We start from the raw sequence: 21,468 nt of genomic DNA, 5'->3' as shown, positions 1-21,468 counted from the left end.
GTCAATTAAATTTGATTTTCTTTATTTTTTTTTTGATGAATCAAATATTTTTTTAAGAAAGTATCTATTTCACCATCCATTACGGATTGAACTTGTGTAGTTTCATAACCTGTTCTTAAATCTTTTACTAATTTATAAGGATGCATAATATAATTCCGTATTTGAGAACCCCATTCTATCTTTTTTTTTTCGGATTTTATTTTCTCCTTTTTTTCATTTTTTTTAATCATTTCTATATCAAATAATTTAGACTTTAAAAGTTGTAAAGCTTTTTGTCTATTTTGTATTTGAGAACGTGATTCTGTATTTTCTATTGTGATTCCTGTAGGATGATGACGTAATCTAACTCCTGTTTCTACTTTATTGACATTTTGTCCTCCTGCTCCACTAGAACGAAATGTTTCCCATTGAATATCAGATGATTTAATATTTATTTCCATATTTTCATTTACTATAGGATAAACATAAACAGAAGAAAAAGAAGTATGACGTTTAGAATTGCTATCAAATGGAGATATACGTATTAATCTATGGACTCCATTTTCTCCTTTTAGATATCCAAAAGAATAAATTCCATATATTTCTAGAGTAACAGACTTTATTCCAGTTATGTCCCCGGATATAGAATTTATTTTTTTCACGAAAAAATTGTGTTTTTCAGCCCACATAAAATACATTCTCATTAACATAGAAGTCCAATCACAACTTTCAGTTCCTCCAGCTCCGGAAGAAATTTGTAAAATAGCGTTGTAAGAATCTTCTTTTTCTGAGAAAAGATTTTTGAATTCTATATTTAGAAGTAATTTTTTAGTTTTATCCAATTGAGTTTGGAATTCTTGTTCTAAATTTTCTTCTCTAGAAAGAGAGAATATTATTTCTAATTCTTCCAATGCATTTTTCAATTTTGTGAAATCTTTTATGCATGTTTCCATGTCATGTATATGTTTAATAGAATATTTATATTTTTGATAATTATTCCAAAAACTAGGATCCGATATCTTTTGTTTTTCTTTGTTTAAAGAATTCTCTATTTTATCAATTTTTAGAAAATCACGAATTTTATGAATTTTTTCTGAAAGAGATTGAACTTCTTCTTTTTTTATCATAAATACGAAAATAAATATTTTTGAAAAACTATAATGATCATAAATTTTATTTTTTTTATATTACGATTTAAAACTTCAGAAATTTCATTTTCATATGATGAATTATAATAAGTTGACCACAAAATCTCGAGAAGTAATACAGGAAGCGCAACATATTGCACTAAAAAATAATCAACAAATTATTGAAAATGCACATATTTTAAAATCTCTTTTAGAGAAAGAAGTAAATATAATCCCTTTTATTTTGAAAGAATTAAAAGTAAATTATCAATTAATAAAAGAAGGATTGGATCGTATTATTTCTTCTTTTCCAAAAAAATTAAGTGGATCCTTTTCTCAACATTTTGGCAATCATTTTACAAAAATGTTAAATATAGCTGAAAGCTATGCTAAAACATTAAAAGATGAATTTATTTCCGTAGAACATATTTTTTACGGAATTTTTATGAGTTTTGATAAAACATCTCAATTATTAATTGATCAAGGAATTACAGAAAAAAACATTCAAAAAATAATTGAAAATATCAGAAAAAGAAACGGAAATGTAATGTCTCCTACAGTTGAAGATACCTACAATGCTCTGGAAAAATACGCAAAAAACCTTAATAAATGGGCTGAGAAAGGAAAACTTGATCCAGTTATTGGACGGGATGAAGAAATACGTAGAGTTTTACAAATTTTATCTAGAAGAACAAAAAATAATCCAGTTTTAATTGGTGAACCTGGAGTTGGTAAGACAGCTATTGCTGAAGGATTAGCTCATAGAATCATTAGTGGAGATATTCCAGATAATTTAAAAAACAAACAAGTTTATTCTTTAGATATGGCTTCTTTGATTGCAGGAGCAAAATATAAAGGAGAATTTGAAGAACGTCTTAAATCTGTAGTAAAAGAAGTTACATATTCAGATGGTGAAATTATTTTGTTTATTGATGAAATTCATATTTTAGTTGGAGCAGGAGGAGGAGAAGGTTCTATGGATGCAGCAAATATTCTAAAACCAGCATTAGCAAGAGGAGAGCTTAGAGCTATAGGAGCTACAACTTTGAATGAATATCAAAAATATTTTAGAAGAGACAAGGCTTTGGAAAGAAGATTTCAACAAGTGTATGTAGATGAACCATCTATATCTGATTCTATATCTATATTACGTGGAATTAAGGAAAAATATGAAAGTCATCATAAAGTAAGAATTAAAGATGAATCTATTATAGCAGCAGTTGAGTTATCAAAACGTTATATTAATGAACGATTTTTACCTGATAAAGCTATAGACCTTATAGACGAAGCCGCATCGAAATTAAGAATGGAAATTAATTCGAAGCCAGAAGAATTAGATGTATTACACAGAAAAATTATGCATATGGAAATTCAGATAGAAGCTTTGAAAAGAGAAAATGATGAAAAACAATTGATTCCTTTAAAAAAGGAATTATTGAAATTAAATGAAAAAAGAATGCAATTAGAAGATCAATGGCAATGCGAAAAGGATTTAGTTGAAGGAATACAAAAATCTAAGGATAAAATAGAAAACTACAAATTTGAATCTGAACAAGCAGAAAGATCAGGAGATTATGGTAAAGTTGCAGAATTAAGATATGGAAAAATAAAAGAAGAGGAAAAAAAAGTAAAAGAATTTGAAAATGAATTAAAAAAACAGGAATATAATGGAAAAAAAATGATACAAGAAGAAGTATCTAGAGAAGATATAGCTCAAGTCGTATCTAAATGGACCGGAATTCCGGTTACTAAAATGTTGCAAAGTGAGAGAGATAAATTATTATTTTTGGAAAAAGAATTACATAGAAGAGTAATTGGTCAAAATGATGCAATACAAGCTGTAGCAGATGCAATACGACGTTCTAGAGCTGGATTACAAGATGAAAAAAAACCCATAGGGTCTTTTCTTTTTATGGGTAGTACAGGAGTAGGAAAAACAGAATTATCTAAAACTTTAGCAGAATATCTATTTGACGATGAAAATAATATGGTTCGTATAGATATGAGTGAATATCAAGAACGTCATTCTTTAAGTAAACTTATAGGAGCACCTCCTGGATACATAGGATACGATGAAAGTGGTCAACTAACAGAATCTATACGAAGACGTCCTTACAGTGTTATTTTATTAGATGAAATAGAAAAGGCTCATTCAGATATTTTTAATATTTTATTACAAGTTTTAGATGATGGAAGATTAACAGATAATAAAGGAAGGATAGTTAATTTTACAAATACTATTATTATTATGACTTCCAATATAGGATCGGATATTATACAGGATAATTTTGATCAAGAAATATATTCTAATTCTAATAGGATGATAGCTACAAAAAAAACTTTAATAGATTTGTTAAAAAATATTGTAAGACCTGAGTTTATTAATCGTATAGATGAAATTATTTTATTTAAACCTCTTTCTAGAAATGAAATTAGAGATATTGTGAAATTACAAATGAAAAAATTGTGTGATTTATTATTAAAAATAAATAATATTCGTATAGAATCAACGAATGAGGCTATAGAATATTTATCGGAAAAAGGATATGATCCTCATTTTGGAGCTAGGCCTTTAAAAAGAGTCATCCAACATGATATTTTAAATAATCTTTCCAAAGAAATACTTGGAGGAAAAATAGAGAAAAATCATAATATTTTGATAGATTATTTTAAAGAGCAAGGAATTGTATTTCGTCGATCAGAAAAATTAGAAAATGTTAATATTCAATAAATTAAATAATTTGAAACAGTGATCCATAAATCTGGTTTTGTGAATATAATAGGATCTCCTAATGCAGGAAAATCTACTTTAATGAATTCTTTAATAGGAGAAAAGATATCCATAATAACATGGAAACCACAAACTACTCGTCACAGAATATTGGGAATTATTAATGAGCCTGACTTTCAGATTATATTTTCTGACACTCCAGGTATAATCTATCCTGTTTATCCTATGCAAAAAATTATGATGCAGTATGTGGAAAAATCATTATCTGATGCAGATATTATTTTATTAATAACAGAGTTTGGAAAATTAGAGAACTTTTCAATATTTAATAAAATTAAAAAAATGAATATTCCTATTATTATATTGATAAATAAAATAGATAAAATAGGAATAGAATATAAAGATAATATATCATTTCATAATTCAATGAAATACTGGATTAAGTTATTTCCTAATTCAGAAATATTGCCAATATCTGCATTGAAAAAAACAAATCAAGATCTTTTAATGAAGAAAATAATATCTTTATTGTCTGAACATCCTCCTTATTATCCTAAAGAATTTTTAAGTAATCGACCTAAACGTTTTTTTGTAAATGAAATAATTAGAGAAAAAATATTTTTTTTATATGAAAAAGAAATTCCTTATTCCGTAGAAATAGATACAATCCTTTTTAAAAAAGAAAAAACTTTCATCTATATATTTTCTTACATATACGTAGAAAGAAATTCTCAAAAAGGAATTTTAGTTGGTAAAGGGGGAAGTTCTCTTAAGAAGTTAAAATTTTTTTCGATAAAAAGCATAGAGTCTTTTTTAAAAAAGAAGGTTAAACTAAAGATTTATGTAAAAGTTTGTAAAAATTGGCGATACGACTACAAAAAATTGAAATTTTTTGGATACTGAATTCTATTCAATTTTTATAATAAAAAATTCTTTTTTCCCAAATTGCAGTAAAATATATTTATTTCCTATAACGTTATTTTTTTTTAGTAATATATTTTCTTTTACCTGAATTTTATTTAAAAAAATTGAGTTTGCTTGTATAGCACGATTAGCTTCACTTTTAGAATAAAAAAAACCACTTATTTTTAATAGATCTATTAAAAAAATACCTTTCTTAAATTTTTCAAAAGGAAGAATCATATGTGGAATATGATTATATATAGAAAAAAAAGTCTCTTCGTTTAAGAATCGTAAATATTCATATTTTTTATAAAATAAAATATCTGTTATTTTCATGATTTCTTCGGAAATTTTATTTCCATGAATCCATTGAATTATTTCATAAGCTAATTTTTTTTGCAAAAATCTTCTATCTGGATTTTTTCTGTGTTGAATAATTAATTGAATAGTTTTTTTCTTAGAATAAAAGGTATATATTTTTATATATTTTTCAATTTCGGAATCTGAAATGTTTATCAAAAATTGATAAAATTTGTATGGAGAAGTTTTCCTTTTATCTAACCATATGTTTTCTTCTTTTTCACTTTTTCCAAATTTTATTCCATTAGGTTTTGTTATTAAAGGAAAAGTTAATCCATATGCTTTTTCTCCTGTTTTTTTTCTTATTAATTCTATACCTGTTGTGATATTTCCCCATTGATCAGATCCTCCTATTTGCAATAGGCAATTTTTCATTTTTTTTAAATATAAAAAATCATATCCTTGTATAAGTGAATAAGAAAATTCAGTAAAAGAAATTCCGTTTTTTTTATCTTTATTTTTTATTCTTTTTTTTACGTTTTCCTTAGAAATCATATAATTTACAGTAAAATATTTACCAATATCACGAATAAATTCTAAAAAAGAAATATTTTGAATCCAATCGAAGTTATTTAAAAATTCTGTTTTTTCTGAAAAAAACTTTAAAAGTTTTAAAATTTGATTTTTTATAGACTCTGTATTTTTTTTTAATATTTCTTGACTAAGAAAAATTCTACTATTTTCTTTTCCAGAAGGATCTCCTATAAAACCAGTTGCTCCACCAATTAATATTAAAGATTTATGTCCCATTTTTTGAAAATGAATGAGAATAATAATAGGAACTAAACTTCCTAAGTGAAGAGAATCAGATGTTGGATCAAATCCTATATACATCGTGATAGGTTTTTCTATATTTTCTATTCCAGTAACTTTATTTTTTATTAACCCTCTCCATGAGAGTTCATCAATAATGTTTCTTTGCATCTAATATTATGTCTTAATTAATAAGTAAGAATGATCAAATTTTAGGTATGAAAAAAAAAATGATAGTATACAATTTTTTCACTTTCTCTTTTAGTTTAATTCACATTATTTTCAATGCCATTTTTTTCAAGAAAGATTTGATGTTTCTATCAAGAATATATATTTTTTTATTACCCTTAGGTAATTTTTTATTTTTTCTTTGTTTGGTGGTAAACTATAGTATAAAGTGTAAAAAATCGAAAATAAATATATGTATTTATGTATTATCTGGTATAATTAAGTTATTTCTTAGTATTTTTTTTTTGTTTACTTAATAATAGACTATGATAAAATTTCTAATTTTTTTTTATTAAGATATTTTGTTAATTTTATTTTTTCATATTTTATGATTCTCTTTTTTAGAATTTTTTTTCTTTTGAAATAATTACGTTCTTATTTCATTATTTGATGATGAGTTTTTATAAACTTTTCTTTTATAATAATTTCTACAGACTTATTTTTGATTTTAGAATTTAGCCAAGAAATAATATCTAAATATAGAAAAGTTCTTTTTTCATAAGGATGATCATAATATTTAATTAATTTGTCTCTTAATTTTTTAAATTGACCTTTCATCTGATGTGGATATACATTTCCAAGATTTTTAAAAAAATGTATTATTTCTTTTTGCACAAAAAACCAATCATTCATTTGAATAAAAAATCTGTATGCAGATTGAATTTTTTGGTCCATATTTTCATCTAACCCACTTTCATAACAAGCAATTAAATGAAGAAGTCTTGCAAAGCATTGTAAATCTTGTCGGAGATTTTTTTTCTTATTTACCATTATTTTTGATAAATAAAAAATGGCATTTTCATTATCTCCACTTCCAAAATATAAACAAGCAATTTTATAGTAAAGAACCATAATGTAATGATAGTCCATATGATTAGAAATTTTTTGAAAATCTATAAATAATGATGGAATTATTTTTTTTACACCTTCTGAAAAACTTCCTTCCATATAATGCTTGTTAATACGATTAGTGTATGTATACATGAAAATTAATATCTTTGTATTTCCATTAATAAGTATTTCTCCATTTTTAACTTCTTTTTCCAATTTTTTTAATACATCAGTAAATTTTGAATAATGATTCAAATAAAACAGAGTATCTAATAAATAATGATATCCTTTTAAGTAGCTAACAGGAGCTATTTTTTTTTCTTTTTTATTATTTTGAAACAATTCAACCCATTTATAAGATGATCTATAACACATGATAAAATCTTGTCTTATATAATGATACCATACTTGAGCCTGATATAAGAGCAATTTTTCGTAAAAACTAAGTTTATCAATATCAAATTTAGGTAAATTTGTACGAAAATATGTTTCTATAAATACTTTATCTTTTTTATTTCTTACATATCCTACTTTTAAATATAAACCATATAATTCTAGAGAAAGACTGGATAGAGCATTTCTACATTGTATTCTTTCAATTAATTCTTTAGATTCTGTTGATAATTCTCCAGATCTAGAATAAAGACTTCTAGTTATGTGTTGGGATTCTATCATTTTTTCAAACTCAACTAATTCTAAAAGAATAGTATTATATTCATAATATCTAGCAATAATCTTTGCCTTTTTTAAAAATTTTAAGCTTTGTATATATAATCCTTTATTATATAAAATTTTAGAAAAATCTAAATATTCACGTATTTGTATATCATGATTTTCTTCAGTATGTTGCAATTTAAGACTAATCAAAATTTGTTGATACAAATGAGCTTTCATATTAGACAATTGCACTTTTTTTATATCTGTATATTTTAATATCCTTTTTTCATCGTAATAATTTATTTGACTCATTATTTCAAATAGTTTCATAAACTTAGCATACTTGTTTCGTTTGATACGATTGGCATAAAGTTTAAAATTTCTCTTTTCTGATTTTGATAAAGTTTTAATTAGCAAGAGAAGATTATCTAATTTATTATTGTAGTTAGACATTGTAATTATATAATAATATTTATTATGATAAATAGAGAAATATAAAATAATCTATATAATTAGATATTGTAAGTATTAAAATAATTTATTTCTATTTTTTCCGAGAAAAAATAGTTTTGAAATTATTAAAATAATCCAATAGTATGGAAAATAAAAGAATACAAATTTTTGATACAACATTACGGGATGGAGAACAAGTTCCTGGGTGTAAATTAAATACTAAAGAAAAAATAAGAATAGCTAAAAAATTAGAAGATTTAGGCGTAGATGTCATTGAAGCAGGATTTCCTACTTCTAGTCCAGGAGATTATCAATCTGTTCAGAAAATATGCAAATCAGTTTCAAAAACTGTAGTTTGTGCGTTATCTAGAGCAGTAGAAAAAGATATAGAAATAGCAGGGGAAGCATTAAAGTATGCAAAAAAACCGAGAATACATACAGGAATAGGAACTTCCTATTTTCATATAGTTTATAAATTTAAAAGTACCCCGGATAAAATTATAGAAAGATCTATTAATGCAGTAAAATATGCTAAAAAATTCGTAGAAGATGTCGAATTTTATGCAGAAGATGCTGGACGGACAGAAAATGATTTTCTAGCGAAAGTTTGTGAAAATGTAATTAAATATGGAGCTACTGTTATTAATATACCAGATACTACAGGATATTGTCTTCCGGAAGAATATGGAGAAAAAATACGATTTTTAAAAGAAAATGTTAAAGGAATTCATAAAATTACGTTATCTACTCATTGTCATAACGATTTGGGATTAGCAACAGCTAATTCTTTATCTGGAATTATGAATGGAGCACAACAAGTGGAATGCACTATTAATGGAATTGGAGAAAGGGCTGGAAATACTTCTTTAGAAGAAATAGTTATGATTATTAAACAAAATTCTCATTTAAACCTTTTTACTAATATTAATACAAAACTTATTTCTTCTACAAGTCATTTAGTATCTGAATGTACTGGAATGAAAGTACAAGCTAATAAAGCTATTGTGGGGGTAAACGCATTCTCTCATTCATCAGGAATTCATCAAGATGGAGTGATAAAAAGAAGAGAAACTTATGAAAGTATTAATCCAGAAGATGTTGGAATAAATCATTCATCCATTATACTAACGGCTAGAAGTGGAAGAGCAGCTTTATCTTATCGTTATAAAAAACTGGGATTTGTTTTGAGAAAAAGTTCTTTAGATTTGGTTTATTCTATTTTTTTAAAATATGCAGATGAAAAAAAAGAAATTACCGATACAGAATTAAAAAAAATCTTAAAAATAGCTAATTTGAATACAAAGATATTGCATGCTAACAATAGCACGAATACTAACAGAAGAATAAATGTTGTGTAAAGATGTCAAAATCATTATTTGATAAAATTTGGGAATCCCATATAGTTAAAGAACTAGAGAATGAGATGTATGTTATTTATATTGATAGACATTATATACATGAAGTAACAAGTCCTCAAGCTTTCCTAGAATTAAAAAAAAGAAATTTTTCTATTTTCAGACCAAAAAAAATTATAGCAACTGCGGATCATAATGTTCCTACGGAAAATCAACATTTACCTGTTCCAGATCCTTTATCTAGAAAACAAATAAATTTATTATCAGATAATTGTCATAAATTTGGAATAAAACTATACGAATTAGGTCATAAAAATAATGGAATAGTTCATGTAATAGGGCCTGAGTTAGGCTACACTTTACCTGGTATGACAATAGTATGTGGAGATAGTCATACTTCAACTCATGGTGCTTTTGGTTGTATAGCTTTTGGAATTGGAACTAGTCAAGTAACAATGGTTATGGCTAGTCAATGTTTGTTGTTCTCCAAACCAAAACAAATGAGGATTCAATTAAATGGAAATTTAAAAAGAGGAGTGACACCAAAAGATGTTATTTTATATATTATTTCAAAATTAGGTGTATATGCAGGAATTGGATATTTTATAGAATATACAGGTTCTGTTATTAAACAAATGAGCATGGAAGGAAGAATGACGATTTGCAATATGAGTATTGAAATGGGGGCAAAAGGTGGATTAATTTCCCCAGATCAAATTACTTTCGATTATATCAAGAAATGTAAGAATATAAAATTTAACGATTTAAAAAATAAAATAGAATATTGGAAGTCTTTAACAACAGACAAAAATACTTTTTTTGATAAAGAATATATTTTTGATGCTAAAAAAATTGAGCCCATGATAACTTATGGAACAAATCCTGGAATGGCAATAAAAATTTCTGAATCAATTCCAAAATTTGATTTTGATCAAAAATCTTTAAATTATATGGGATTTTCTCCAGGAGAATCTCTAATAGGAAAAAAAATTAATTATGTTTTTATAGGAAGTTGTACTAACTCTAGAATAGAAGACTTGAGATTAGTAGCTACTTTAGTTAAAGGGAAAAATAAAGCGAGACATACGCGTGTAATGGTAGTTCCTGGATCTAATAAAGTAGTCCGAGAAGCTCGGAAAGAAGGATTAGATACGATTTTTCGAAATTGTGGATTTGAATTTCGTCAACCTGGATGTTCTGCTTGTTTGGGAATGAATGAAGATAAAATCCCTTTAGGAGAATATTGTGTTTCTACATCTAATAGAAATTTTGAAGGTAGACAAGGTCCTGGATCTAGGACTTTACTAGCAAGTCCTTTGACTGCTGCTATTATAGCTATTGAAGGAAAAATTGTAGATATAAATAAATATATTCATGAAAAAATTTACAATATTGATTAGCAAAGTAATTTCATTGCCTATAGAAAATGTAGATACAGATCAAATTATTCCAGCTCGTTTTTTAAAAGAAATTAAACGTAAAGGATGTGGAAAAAATCTTTTTATGGACTGGAGATATAAAAAAGACGGATCTTTAAATGAAGATTTTATATTAAATAATCCTAATTTTAGTGGAAAAATTCTTTTATCAGGAAGAAACTTTGGATGTGGTTCTAGTAGAGAACATGCTGCATGGTCTATTTATGATTATGGATTTAAAGTTGTAATATCTAGTTTTTTTGCCGATATCTTTAAAGAAAATGCTTTAAATAATGGATTGCTAACTGTAGAAGTTTCCGAATATTTTTTGGATAAATTATTTGATATAGTTAATAAAAATCCTTTGATGAAAATAAAAGTAGATTTAATAAATCAAAAAGTTATGATAGTAGATACAGGAGAATTTGAAAAATTTTATATACATCCATATAAAAAAAAATGCTTTTTGAATGGATATGACGATATAGATTTTTTAGTTTCTATGAAAAAAGATGTAGAAATTTTTGAAAAAACAAGAAAAAATTTTCTATTTTTTGAATGAATTAAAAGTTATGAAGAAAAATATTGCTGTTATAGAAGGAGATGGAATAGGTCCTGAAATCATGAAACAAACAATAAAAGTTTTAAATTCTATAACTAGAAAATATAATCATGATTTTCATTATCAAAATGTTTTAGCTGGATCTTTAGCTATAGAAAAGGTTGGTGATCCTATGCCAGAAGAAACTATAGATATTTGTTTAAAATCAGATGCTGTTTTATTTGGTTGCGTGGGAGATCCTAAATATGATCACAATTCAATAGGAATGAGACCTGAAGATGGATTATTGAAATTAAGAAAAAAAATGAATTTGTATTGTAATATTCGTCCTATAATAGTTTATTCACAAATTGATAAATCACCTATAAAAAAAGAATTATTAAACGGAGTTAATTTTATAATATATCGTGAATTAACAGGAGGAATTTATTTTGGAGAAAAAGGTCGTTCTAAAAATGGAGAAAAAGCTTATGACTATTGTGTTTATTCAAAAAAAGAAATTGAAAAAATTGGAAGAATGGCTTTTCAATCGGCTCTATTACGAAAAAATAAAGTAACGCTAGTGGATAAAGCAAATGTGTTGGAGACTTCTAGATTATGGAGAGAAGTTATTCAAAAAATAGCATTGGATTATCCAGATGTCAATCTGGACTTTTTATATATAGATAATGCAGCTATGCAAATTATTATGAATCCTAAAATATTTGATATTATATTAACAGATAATATGTTTGGAGATATTCTTTCAGATGAGGCGAGTGTGATTACAAGTTCTCTAGGTTTATTGCCTTCAGCTTCTATAGGAAACAAAAAATCTATGTTTGAGCCTGTACATGGATCTTACCCTCAAGCAAAAGGAAAAAATATAGCAAATCCTTTAGGATGTATTCTTTCAGCATCTATGATGTTAGAACATTTTGAAATGCATGAAGAAAAAAGTATTTTAGAAAAAGCTGTTAAAAAATCTATAGAAGATCAAGTGTGTACATCAGATATTATCGACTCCAAGTTTTCTTCAACAACAGAAGAAGTAGGTAGTTTTATAGAGAAATATATTCAAAATCAATAAATTTTTTCTATAATTGGAATTTTTGGATCTAATATTTCTGAAATTCTTTTAAGAAGAAATGGTAGAAAATTTTTTCTATAATCTTCGTATGTAATATTTTTTTTTTTTTGATGAAAAAAATTTATAGGTATTTGCAATATTTTTCCATTTTTTTCAGGAGATATAATTCCTATTATAGGAGGTGTTTTTTCTTTTCCAAAAAACATAGAAGATTTAAACCATAAATAAACATAAATAAGTAATTGCATAGTATTCGAATAATTTGGATCTTGAAAAATAGTTTCAATATTTTTTAACGAAATATTTATTTCTTTAATTTTTGAAAATCCTATTTTGTAATCTAGAATACGAGTTATTCCGTCATATTCATCTATACGATCTATGATACCATGTAAATTTATTTTTTTTGGTCCAATATTTAAGTTTGTAGAAACTTTGCATTCTATTTCTTTGATGAAAATATTGTGTCCATTTTGAATGCATTTTTCATCCCATGAAATAAAATTTTCTATATAAGTTTTTATTATGTAATAAAATAACATATTTTCTCCCTCAATAATTTTTTCTTTTTCTAAAAGAACTTTTTTTACAATAGAATCAGAAATTCTTTTCATTTTATGAATATAGTTAGGAGTTATAAACTCTTTTTTTATAGGATAATATAAAATCTTTAATATTTTATGAATAACTTTTCCTACTTTTTTCTTATTAAAAGAAATTTTGTCTGGATCATATGGATTATCTATACCAAGTATTTTTTTATAATAAAATAAAAGAGGATTATAATTGTATAAATGAATAGAAGAAGGAGATAATCCATGAGTAATTAGTTCGTTTAAGCGATGAATAATAGATTTTGTTTTTTCAATTATAATTGGAGTTTTTATAAAATTTCTAGGAATAAATGGATTGTTTATTTTTTCTATTGATATTTTATAATTCATTTCTATTTGATGAATAAAACGACTTTTTTCTCCGGAATTAATTTCATCTTGTTGATTTTTATATACTAAATATGTTCTTTTAGAAGATTCAAAAATTCTCATAAAATGAGAAAAATAAATATCATTTTTAAAATCTTTCATTTTTAATATTTGACGAAGATCAGAAGGAATAAAAGAATAATTTTCTTCGTTATTTATAGGAGGGATTATTCCTTCATTAAAAGAAGTTATTATAGCCGTATCGAAATTTTTAAAAAAAAGATCTGTAATACCTGTTATGTATAATCCTTCTCTATTTTTGTGTACAAATCTTATTCTTTCTGTACTAACAAATTGTTCATATATGTTAAATATGTCATGAATTACGAAAAATAAGTTTTTTTTTTTCTAACTATCATTCTTAATTTTTGCATATAAGATTCTAGCTTAAAAAGAAATTCTAATTCTAGAAAATGTTTATTTACATTTTCAGAAAGAAGTTTTTTCAATTTTCTAATAAAACTAATAAAACTTAGAAGTATAATTTTTATGTTATTAATTGGAATTTGAAAAATGATCCATAAGTCATTTTTTAATAAATATTTTTTTATGATATCTTCGGAAATAAAATCAGAATCATTTTCAATTATTAATTCTTTTAACAAAGAATTTTTTTTTAGAAAAAATTTTCTAATATATCCATTAGATAATACTTTTATGATATCTTTTTTACGTAATTTTCTAAATTTATTTTTCCTTAATAAAAATTGAAATATATAATAAAATGTATAATAAATTGGAATATCTTTACAGGAATAATCTATGTTTATCGACAATTTTATTCCTAATTTTTTTATAGGGTGTAACAATGGAATTAATAAACGATTATCTCCAGGTACTATTAGTATTTTGCAAGGTGGTGTCCCTTTTTTAATTAATTTTTTTAATATATTTTCTACAGTTTTAACTTGTTCTAGTTCTTTAGGGACTTCAATTATTTTTAGATTTCTCAACTTTTTTTTATGTTCTTTCGAAATTATGTATCTATTTTGAACTGTAGATGTAAAAATGTTTTTGTCATGCAAATTATAAACTAATCCATGACCACACTTAATAATTTTTTGGACAAAAACTTTCTCACATTTATTTAATACAAAATTTATGACTAATATAATATTGGTATTTGAATTTTCAGATAAAAAAAAGTCCAAACGAGAAAGAGCTATTTTGAAAAGCATTCCTTGATAAGTTATTCCTTTTTTTAAAAATTGAGATTGCAGAATATAGTAATATTCACGAATTTTTTCCCAAAAGAAATTTTCTTTATTTTCTGAAATATTGAAATTCCAACTTTTTATCCTTTCTACAGAAATAATAGAATAAAAAAAATGTTCTACATCAATTATATTAATATCGATATTTTGAAAATCGTTTAGCACTTTAGGTCCCCAATCAAAAAAATTCTTGAAAAAAGAATCATCTTTTTTCAAGAATTGAAAAAAATATAGGAGAATGAAATGATTATCTAAAATTTTCAATCCAGAAATTCTTTCTAAGAATTTTTCCACTGTGAAAAATTCAATTCCTTGGTTAAATTTTAACCTGTGTTTATTTTTTATATATTCTATAATCGAATATTCTTTTGATATAAGTATGTTTTTTTGATTAAAATTCTGTGACAATGATAAGTGTTGAATTATTTGATCAATTTTTTTTTTCACAAGAAAAAAATTTTTTAATGTTTATTTCGTCTTCTCCAATTTGTGTTTTTAACTCTTGAAGTGTACTAAACTTTTTTTCTTCTCGAATCATATCAATTATTAAAACATCTATTCTTTTTCCATAAATGTTTTCAAAAAAATTAAAAATATGCACTTCTATATTAATTTTTTGATTTTTTTGATCAATAGTAGGATTAATTCCTATATTTAACATTCCTCTATAAATTTTATCCAAATAATTAATCTTAACAGCATAGACTCCATTTTTTGGGATTAATTTTTTTGAATCTACCTGTATATTTGCAGTTGGAAAACTGATAGTTTTTCCTATTCCTTTTCCTTTAATAACATTTCCTGATAATGTATAAAAGTATCCTAAAGCTTGATTAGCCCATTTTATTTTTCCTAATAAAAGATATTCACGGATTTTAGTAGAACTAACTATTCTATTCTTTACCTTATAAGGACTAACCCTATCAATTTGGAATCCATAAATACGGGAAAATTTCTTTAATTCTTCATGAGAACCTTTCCTATTTTTTCCAATACGAAAATCGTATCCGGTAATAATTCGTTTCATTCTAAACTTAGAATGTAAAATTTTTTGAAAAAAGTTTTTTGTATTTAATTTAGAGAAATTTTTAGTAAAAGGATGAACAATTAAATTTTTTATTCCTGTTTTTTTCAAATTATATATTCTTTCAGAAAGAGTATTTAAATAGAAAAATTTTCTATCAGGATCCAATATTTCTTTCGGATGTGGATAAAAAGTAAGCAAAACGGAACAATATTTTTTTTCAGATCTAAAAATTAGGTTTTGAATAATTTTCTGATGACCCATATGTACTCCGTCAAAAATTCCAAGAGTTAATATACATGGAGAAAGAGAAGAAAATTCATCAATCAATGAATAAATTTTCAAAATTTTATATTTTTTCTCTTACATTTACAAAGATAAAGATACTTAATTTATCTATTTTTCTAGATGATTTAAAAAGAGATTGCATAATGCATAAAAAGAAATTAAAAGGAATAATTACTCAAATTATAGGTCCTGTAATTGACGTTTCTTTTAAAGAAGGAGATTCCCTCCCTAAAATTTATGATGCGTTGGAAGTTAATTTATCCAAAAAAAGTAAAATAGTCTTAGAAGTGCAACAACATATTGGAGATAAAAATGTTCGTTGCATTTCTATGGAAGTAACGGATGGATTACAAAGAGGTCAAAAAGTGGAATCTTTGGGGGGACCAATTAGTATTCCTATAGGAGAATACATAAATGGAAGAGTTTTTAATGTTTTGGGAAATTGTATAGATGGATTAGGGGATTTAAATAGATCTATAACTAAACCTATTCACAATGAACCTCCAGAATTTAAAGATTTATCAACAGAAACAGAAATATTATATACAGGAATAAAAGTTATAGATTTAATAGAACCTTATCCAAAAGGAGGTAAAATTGGATTATTTGGAGGAGCAGGAGTAGGAAAAACTGTATTAATACAAGAATTAATAAACAATGTAGCAAAAGGACATGGAGGACGATCTGTTTTTGCAGGAGTTGGTGAAAGATCTAGAGAAGGAAACGACTTGTTAAGAGAAATGTTAGAATCTGGAATTATAAAATATGGGGATTCTTTTATGAAATCCATGAAAAAAGGATATTGGGATATTTCTAAAGTTGATAAAGAAGCACTCAAGGAGTCTAAGGCTTCTTTTGTATTTGGTCAAATGAATGAACCGCCAGGAGCTAGAGCTAGAGTAGCTTTATCTGGATTAACATTAGCTGAATATTATAGGGATCAATATGTAGAGGGAAAAGAAGGACAAGATGTCCTATTTTTTATAGATAACATATTTAGATTTACTCAAGCTGGATCAGAAGTTTCAGCATTATTAGGAAGAATCCCTTCATCTGTGGGGTATCAGCCTACTTTATCATCAGAAATGGGATCTATGCAGGAAAGGATCACTTCCACAAAAAGAGGATCCATAACTTCAGTACAAGCTGTTTATGTTCCTGCAGATGATTTAACGGATCCTGCTCCTGCTATTACATTTTCTCATTTAGATGCAACAACTGTTCTTTCCAGAAAAATAGCATCTTTAGGAATTTACCCAGCCGTAGATCCTTTAGATTCTACTTCTCGTATTTTATCTCCAGATATAATAGATAAAAATCATTATAATTGTGCACAGAGAGTTAAAGAAATTTTACAAAAATATAATTCTTTACAAGATATTATAGCTATTCTAGGAATAGAAGAATTGAGTGAAGAGGACCAATTAATAGTTTCTAGAGCTAGACGTGTTCAGCGTTTTTTATCTCAACCATTTCATGTAGCTAAACAGTTTACAGGGATTGAAGGAGAATTCGTTAAAATTGAAGATACTATCAAAGGATTCAATATGATAATAAATGGAGAATTGGATCATATTCCGGAAATAGCTTTTAATTTAAAAGGAACTATTGAAGATGTTATAAATACTGGGAAAAAAATGTGATTGTATTATGAAAATAAAAATTATCAATTGTAATGAAATATTATACCAAGGAAATATAATGTCCGTTATAGCTCCTGGAGTATGTGGATGTTTTCAAATTTTAGAAAACCATGATTATTTTATATCTATATTAAAAAACGGATTTATAAAATTATATTTGAAAACAGAAAAAAGAAAAAAAATAAAAATAGAAGGTGGTATTTTTCAAGTAAAAAAAAATTCAATTGTTGTTTTTTTGTAAAAATTTAGAAGAAATAAATTTTCTATTTTCTTTTCTATTATTAAATATTTTTATGGCGCTAAAAATAGCTTCTTCAAAAGAATTTTCATTAGCAATTCCTTTTCTTGCTATATCATAGGCAACTCCATGATCTGGGGAAGTTCGTATGTGAGAAAGACCTGCTGTAAAATTTACTCCATGATGAAAAGTTAATGTTTTAAAAGGAATTAATCCTTGATCATGATACATAGCTAAAACAGCGTCAAAATTACGGTATTTTTGATTTCCAAAAAAACTATCTGAAGAGTAGGGTCCAAAAACTAGCCATCCTCGTTCTTGAAAAAAATGATCAATAGCAGGTTTTATTTTTATTTTTTCCTCATATCCTATTAATCCATTATCACTTGAATGTGGATTGCATCCTAAAACAGCTATTTTTGGCTTTTCTATAGAGAAATCAATAATAAGAGATCGATGTAAAATTTTTATTGATTCTATTATTTTTTTTACACTCAATTCCAAAGTCACTTGTTTTAAAGGAATATGATTAGTTACTAAAGCTACTTTTAAAGTATCATGAATCATAACCATTAAAGATTCTCCTTCCAAAATATTTTGTAAATATTCAGTATGTCCAAAAAATGAAAATCCTTTAAAATTCATATACTTTTTATTTACTGGAGAAGTCACAAGTACATCTATTTTTCCTTCTTTTAAAGCTTGAACAGCTTTTTTTAAGGAAGCAATAGAATACCTTCCTGAATCTGTATGATTTATTTTTATAGATTCGAATTTAATATCTTCTTTCCATACATTGAATACATTTATTTTATGATCCATTACTTCTTTAAAATTTTTTATTTCTTGAACATTATTCATTTCCATCTCTAAAATTTTTTTATAATAAAAACATAATTTAGTAGAGCCAAATAATATTGGTGTAAAAAAATCTAAAAGTCTTTTTTTACGACATACTTTTAAAAAAACTTCTATGCCTATTCCGTTAATATCACCTGTCGTAAACCCAACTATGATTTTTTTTTCTCTATAACTCATTTAATAAATATTTAATTTTATGAAAATTATTTATATATATGTTTACTGGTATTATAGAATGTACAACAAAAGTATGTAAACTCAATCATGATAAAAAAAATCTTTTTATCACTTTCATTAATCCATTTTTAGATGAAATTAAAATAAATCAAAGTATTTGTCACAATGGAATATGTTTTACCGTTATTAATATTAATATTTATGAAAAAACTTATTCAGTTATAGCTTCTGAAGAAACTTTGTTTCGTACTAATTTAAATTTTTTAAAAATTAAAGATGAAGTGAATCTGGAAAGAGCATTAATGATTTTTGGAAGATTAAATGGGCATCTAGTACAAGGACATGTAGATACAACTGCTCAAATTATTAAAATAGAAAATAGAAATGGAAGTTGGTTATTTTATTTTAAGAATAGAAAAAAATTAGATTACACAATTATAGAAAAAGGATCTATTGCTATCAATGGTATAAGTCTTACTATTATAACCCATACTAAATACATATTTAGTGTTTCTATTATTCCTTATACTTATAACAAAACAAATTTACACCTACTAAAGGTAGGTGATATTGTCAATGTAGAATTCGACATATTTGGAAAATATATCAGTAAATATCTTAAATATTATGATTCCTTTATAAAGAGGACTATTTTAAAATAGGTTCTCCAGATGAGATATTTTTGTCCGTGTATTTTCTATACAAATTAAAATGATTAATAAATTTTTTTGCAAGTATTTTTACTTGATTTTGATAATTTTTTTCATTTTCCCATGAATTTTTTGGATTTAACAAATGAGAAGATATTCCTGGACAATGTTTTGGTATTTGAAAGTTAAATACTGGATATATTTCGTAAGGTACTTTTGATAAGAAACCATCTAGAGCGCTTTTTACAATTTTTCTAGTATCGTTTAATTTAATACGATTTCCTCCTGATGTTAATCCCGTGTTAAGCATCCAAACATTTATTTCAGTGTTATCTAATTTGTTTCTTAACATATTCGTGTATTGGACAGGATGTAAAGGCATAAATGGAGCCCCAAAACAATATGAAAATGTAGTTTCAGGTTTTTTTATATTCAACTCAGTTCCAGCAACTTTTGATGTGTAACCTAATAAAAAATAATAGGAAGATTGAGCTTTATTTAACTTTGCTATGGGAGGTAAAACTCCAAAAGCATCGTATGTAAGAAAAAAAATGTTTTTGATATTAGAAGAAAATAATTTTTTTTCTATATTATTTACGAAATAAATAGGATAGCTAATTCTCATATTTTGAGTAATAGAATCATCTAAAAAATTTACTTCTTTATTTTTGTTTTTCATAATAACATTTTCCAACATTGCTCCTTTTTTGATAGCATGATAAATCATAGGTTCTTTTTCCCTAGAAATTCCAAATATTTTTGCATAACATCCTCCTTCAAAATTAAAAACGATGTTATCAAAGGTCCATCCATGTTCATCATCCCCTACTAAATTTCTATTGATATCATTGGAAATAGTCGTTTTTCCTGTTCCAGATAATCCAAAAAAAAGAGCAGTATCTTTTTTGTATTTACCAACATTTGCTGCACAATGCATAGGAAAAACATTTTTATATACGGGAAGTATAAAATTTAGAACAGAAAAAATAGATTTTTTTATTTCTCCTGTGTATCCTGATCCTCCAATTAAGACTATTCTTTTAGAGAAATTTAATATAGAAAAATTTTTATTACGTGTTCCATCATGAATCGGATCAGACTGAAATCCTGGAGCACAAAATAATAACCAATCTGGAAAAATATTTTCGATTTTTGAAAATCGTAAGAAAAGATTATGAATAAATAAATCAGACCATGGATATTCACTAATAGAACGAACATTTAACTGACATCGTTTATCAGAACAAAGATATCCATCTCTGATATATAATGTTTTTCCAGATAAATATCGAACTACTTTTTGATATAAAAAATTAAATTTATTTGGGTCAAAAGATTGATTAAATTTTTCATCCCATAATATTTTTTTTTCTGTAATGTTATCCTTTACAATAAATCTATCTTCAGGAGATCTTCCAGTGAATGAACCAGTATGTATTGCTAATACTCCTGATTTAGTTTCAATTCCCATTTTATTTCGAACAATTATATTTTGCAATTCATAAGGAGTCAATTGATAATTGTTTTGAGAATTAAATATTCCGTAATTTTCCAGGGAAAAAAGCATCATATATTTTTTAAAATTCTTCTGTATTTGCGTACTTATAAAGCAAATTTATATATGATTTACAAAAGTTTGCTAATTTTGTGCAAGAAAAAAAATTATGATCCTATGTCTGATATTGCATCCAGAGTCAATGCTCTTATTGTAGATAAATTAAGTTTAGATGAAAGTGAAATTGTTCCTACTGCTAGTTTTACTAATGATTTAGGAGCAGATTCCTTAGATATAGTAGAACTTATTATGGAATTTGAAAAAGAATTTAATATTAGTATTTCTGATGAAAAAGCGGAAAAGATAACAACAGTAGGAGAAGCCATACAGGCTATAGAAGATCTTTTGATCGATAAGAATAAAAATAATGATTTTAACAAAAAATCTGATTAGTGTTTTTATGTATGGA

At 25.4% G+C, this 21,468-nt stretch carries 18 protein-coding genes; 10 read left to right on the top strand and 8 right to left on the bottom strand.

Features of this window, described 5'->3' with window-relative positions; translation table 11 throughout:
• Window positions 1–5: 5 nt before the first annotated feature.
• On the bottom strand, window positions 6–1,106 hold the full coding sequence (gene prfB, locus H0H40_RS02855; RefSeq protein WP_185868995.1) for a peptide chain release factor 2: 1,101 nt from the start codon (window positions 1,104–1,106) through the stop codon (window positions 6–8).
• A gap of 97 nt (window positions 1,107–1,203) precedes the next feature.
• Between prfB and clpB the strand changes: the two genes are divergently transcribed.
• Window positions 1,204–3,837 (top strand): ATP-dependent chaperone ClpB, encoded by a 2,634-nt coding sequence (clpB, locus tag H0H40_RS02850; protein WP_185869352.1) that lies wholly within the window; start codon window positions 1,204–1,206, stop codon window positions 3,835–3,837.
• An 18-nt stretch (window positions 3,838–3,855) separates the two neighbouring features.
• Window positions 3,856–4,740, top strand: a complete 885-nt coding sequence (gene era / locus H0H40_RS02845) for a GTPase Era (RefSeq protein ID WP_185868994.1) — start codon at window positions 3,856–3,858, stop codon at window positions 4,738–4,740.
• Window positions 4,741–4,743: 3 nt separating this feature from the next.
• Here era and tyrS read toward each other — a convergent pair whose 3' ends face one another.
• Both tyrS and H0H40_RS02835 read right to left on the bottom strand, forming a co-directional pair.
• Complete coding sequence (tyrS, locus tag H0H40_RS02840) at window positions 4,744–6,024, bottom strand: tyrosine--tRNA ligase (protein ID WP_185868993.1); 1,281 nt, start codon at window positions 6,022–6,024, stop codon at window positions 4,744–4,746.
• Window positions 6,025–6,456: 432 nt separating this feature from the next.
• Window positions 6,457–8,022 carry a hypothetical protein gene (locus H0H40_RS02835; RefSeq protein ID WP_185868992.1) on the bottom strand — a complete coding sequence of 522 codons (1,566 nt, stop codon included), beginning with the start codon at window positions 8,020–8,022 and terminating at the stop codon, window positions 6,457–6,459.
• Between the two features lie 143 nt (window positions 8,023–8,165).
• Here H0H40_RS02835 and H0H40_RS02830 point away from each other — a divergent pair, with 143 nt between their 5' ends.
• Genes H0H40_RS02830 through leuB form a run of 4 tightly spaced genes read left to right on the top strand, consistent with a single transcriptional unit; the run spans window position 8,166 to window position 12,426 of the window.
• On the top strand, window positions 8,166–9,380 hold the full coding sequence (locus H0H40_RS02830; protein WP_185868991.1) for a 2-isopropylmalate synthase: 1,215 nt from the start codon (window positions 8,166–8,168) through the stop codon (window positions 9,378–9,380).
• Between the two features lie 2 nt (window positions 9,381–9,382).
• On the top strand, window positions 9,383–10,777 hold the full coding sequence (gene leuC, locus H0H40_RS02825; RefSeq protein WP_185868990.1) for a 3-isopropylmalate dehydratase large subunit: 1,395 nt from the start codon (window positions 9,383–9,385) through the stop codon (window positions 10,775–10,777).
• Entirely contained in the window at window positions 10,752–11,357 is a 606-nt protein-coding gene (gene leuD / locus H0H40_RS02820; RefSeq protein ID WP_185868989.1) for a 3-isopropylmalate dehydratase small subunit, read from the top strand. Before leuC ends, leuD begins: the two co-directional genes overlap by 26 nt.
• A gap of 10 nt (window positions 11,358–11,367) precedes the next feature.
• Window positions 11,368–12,426 (top strand): 3-isopropylmalate dehydrogenase, encoded by a 1,059-nt coding sequence (gene leuB, locus H0H40_RS02815; protein ID WP_185868988.1) that lies wholly within the window; start codon window positions 11,368–11,370, stop codon window positions 12,424–12,426.
• Here leuB and H0H40_RS03105 read toward each other — a convergent pair.
• The 3 genes from H0H40_RS03105 to H0H40_RS02805 all read right to left on the bottom strand — a co-directional run bounded on the left by H0H40_RS03105 (window position 12,420) and on the right by H0H40_RS02805 (window position 15,992).
• A complete protein-coding gene (locus H0H40_RS03105; RefSeq protein WP_238785681.1) occupies window positions 12,420–13,511 on the bottom strand; it encodes a PD-(D/E)XK nuclease family protein in 1,092 nt (363 codons plus the stop codon). The two genes, leuB and H0H40_RS03105, sit on opposite strands and share 7 nt — an antisense overlap.
• Window positions 13,512–13,732: 221 nt before the next feature.
• On the bottom strand, window positions 13,733–15,070 hold the full coding sequence (locus H0H40_RS03100; RefSeq protein ID WP_238785680.1) for a hypothetical protein: 1,338 nt from the start codon (window positions 15,068–15,070) through the stop codon (window positions 13,733–13,735).
• Window positions 15,054–15,992: a bifunctional riboflavin kinase/FAD synthetase gene (locus H0H40_RS02805; RefSeq protein WP_185868987.1), complete on the bottom strand. Its 939-nt coding sequence runs from the start codon at window positions 15,990–15,992 to the stop codon at window positions 15,054–15,056. The genes H0H40_RS03100 and H0H40_RS02805 overlap by 17 nt, the downstream gene beginning before the upstream one ends.
• Window positions 15,993–16,078: 86 nt before the next feature.
• On the opposite strand from H0H40_RS02805, the gene atpD reads away from it, so the two are divergent.
• Both atpD and H0H40_RS02795 read left to right on the top strand, forming a co-directional pair.
• Window positions 16,079–17,578, top strand: a complete 1,500-nt coding sequence (atpD, locus tag H0H40_RS02800; protein ID WP_185869351.1) for a F0F1 ATP synthase subunit beta — start codon at window positions 16,079–16,081, stop codon at window positions 17,576–17,578.
• A gap of 7 nt (window positions 17,579–17,585) precedes the next feature.
• Window positions 17,586–17,819: a F0F1 ATP synthase subunit epsilon gene (locus H0H40_RS02795; RefSeq protein WP_185868986.1), complete on the top strand. Its 234-nt coding sequence runs from the start codon at window positions 17,586–17,588 to the stop codon at window positions 17,817–17,819.
• Here H0H40_RS02795 and pdxA read toward each other — a convergent pair.
• Entirely contained in the window at window positions 17,799–18,854 is a 1,056-nt protein-coding gene (gene pdxA / locus H0H40_RS02790) for a 4-hydroxythreonine-4-phosphate dehydrogenase PdxA (RefSeq protein WP_185868985.1), read from the bottom strand. The two genes, H0H40_RS02795 and pdxA, sit on opposite strands and share 21 nt — an antisense overlap.
• A gap of 38 nt (window positions 18,855–18,892) precedes the next feature.
• Here pdxA and H0H40_RS02785 point away from each other — a divergent pair, with 38 nt between their 5' ends.
• Window positions 18,893–19,516, top strand: a complete 624-nt coding sequence (locus H0H40_RS02785) for a riboflavin synthase (RefSeq protein WP_185868984.1) — start codon at window positions 18,893–18,895, stop codon at window positions 19,514–19,516.
• On the opposite strand, the gene H0H40_RS02780 is transcribed toward H0H40_RS02785, so the two are convergent.
• Complete coding sequence (locus H0H40_RS02780) at window positions 19,503–21,071, bottom strand: phosphoenolpyruvate carboxykinase (ATP) (protein WP_394366753.1); 1,569 nt, start codon at window positions 21,069–21,071, stop codon at window positions 19,503–19,505. The two genes, H0H40_RS02785 and H0H40_RS02780, sit on opposite strands and share 14 nt — an antisense overlap.
• A 105-nt stretch (window positions 21,072–21,176) precedes the next feature.
• On the opposite strand from H0H40_RS02780, the gene H0H40_RS02775 reads away from it, so the two are divergent.
• On the top strand, window positions 21,177–21,452 hold the full coding sequence (locus H0H40_RS02775; RefSeq protein ID WP_185869350.1) for an acyl carrier protein: 276 nt from the start codon (window positions 21,177–21,179) through the stop codon (window positions 21,450–21,452).
• The last annotated feature ends 16 nt before the right edge of the window (window positions 21,453–21,468 follow it).

Source organism: Blattabacterium cuenoti (genome assembly GCF_014252295.1).
GTDB classification, from domain to species: domain Bacteria; phylum Bacteroidota; class Bacteroidia; order Flavobacteriales; family Blattabacteriaceae; genus Blattabacterium; species Blattabacterium cuenoti_V.
The sequence above is the reverse complement of the archived record's forward strand: the minus strand, read 5'-3'. Positions and strand labels throughout refer to the sequence as shown.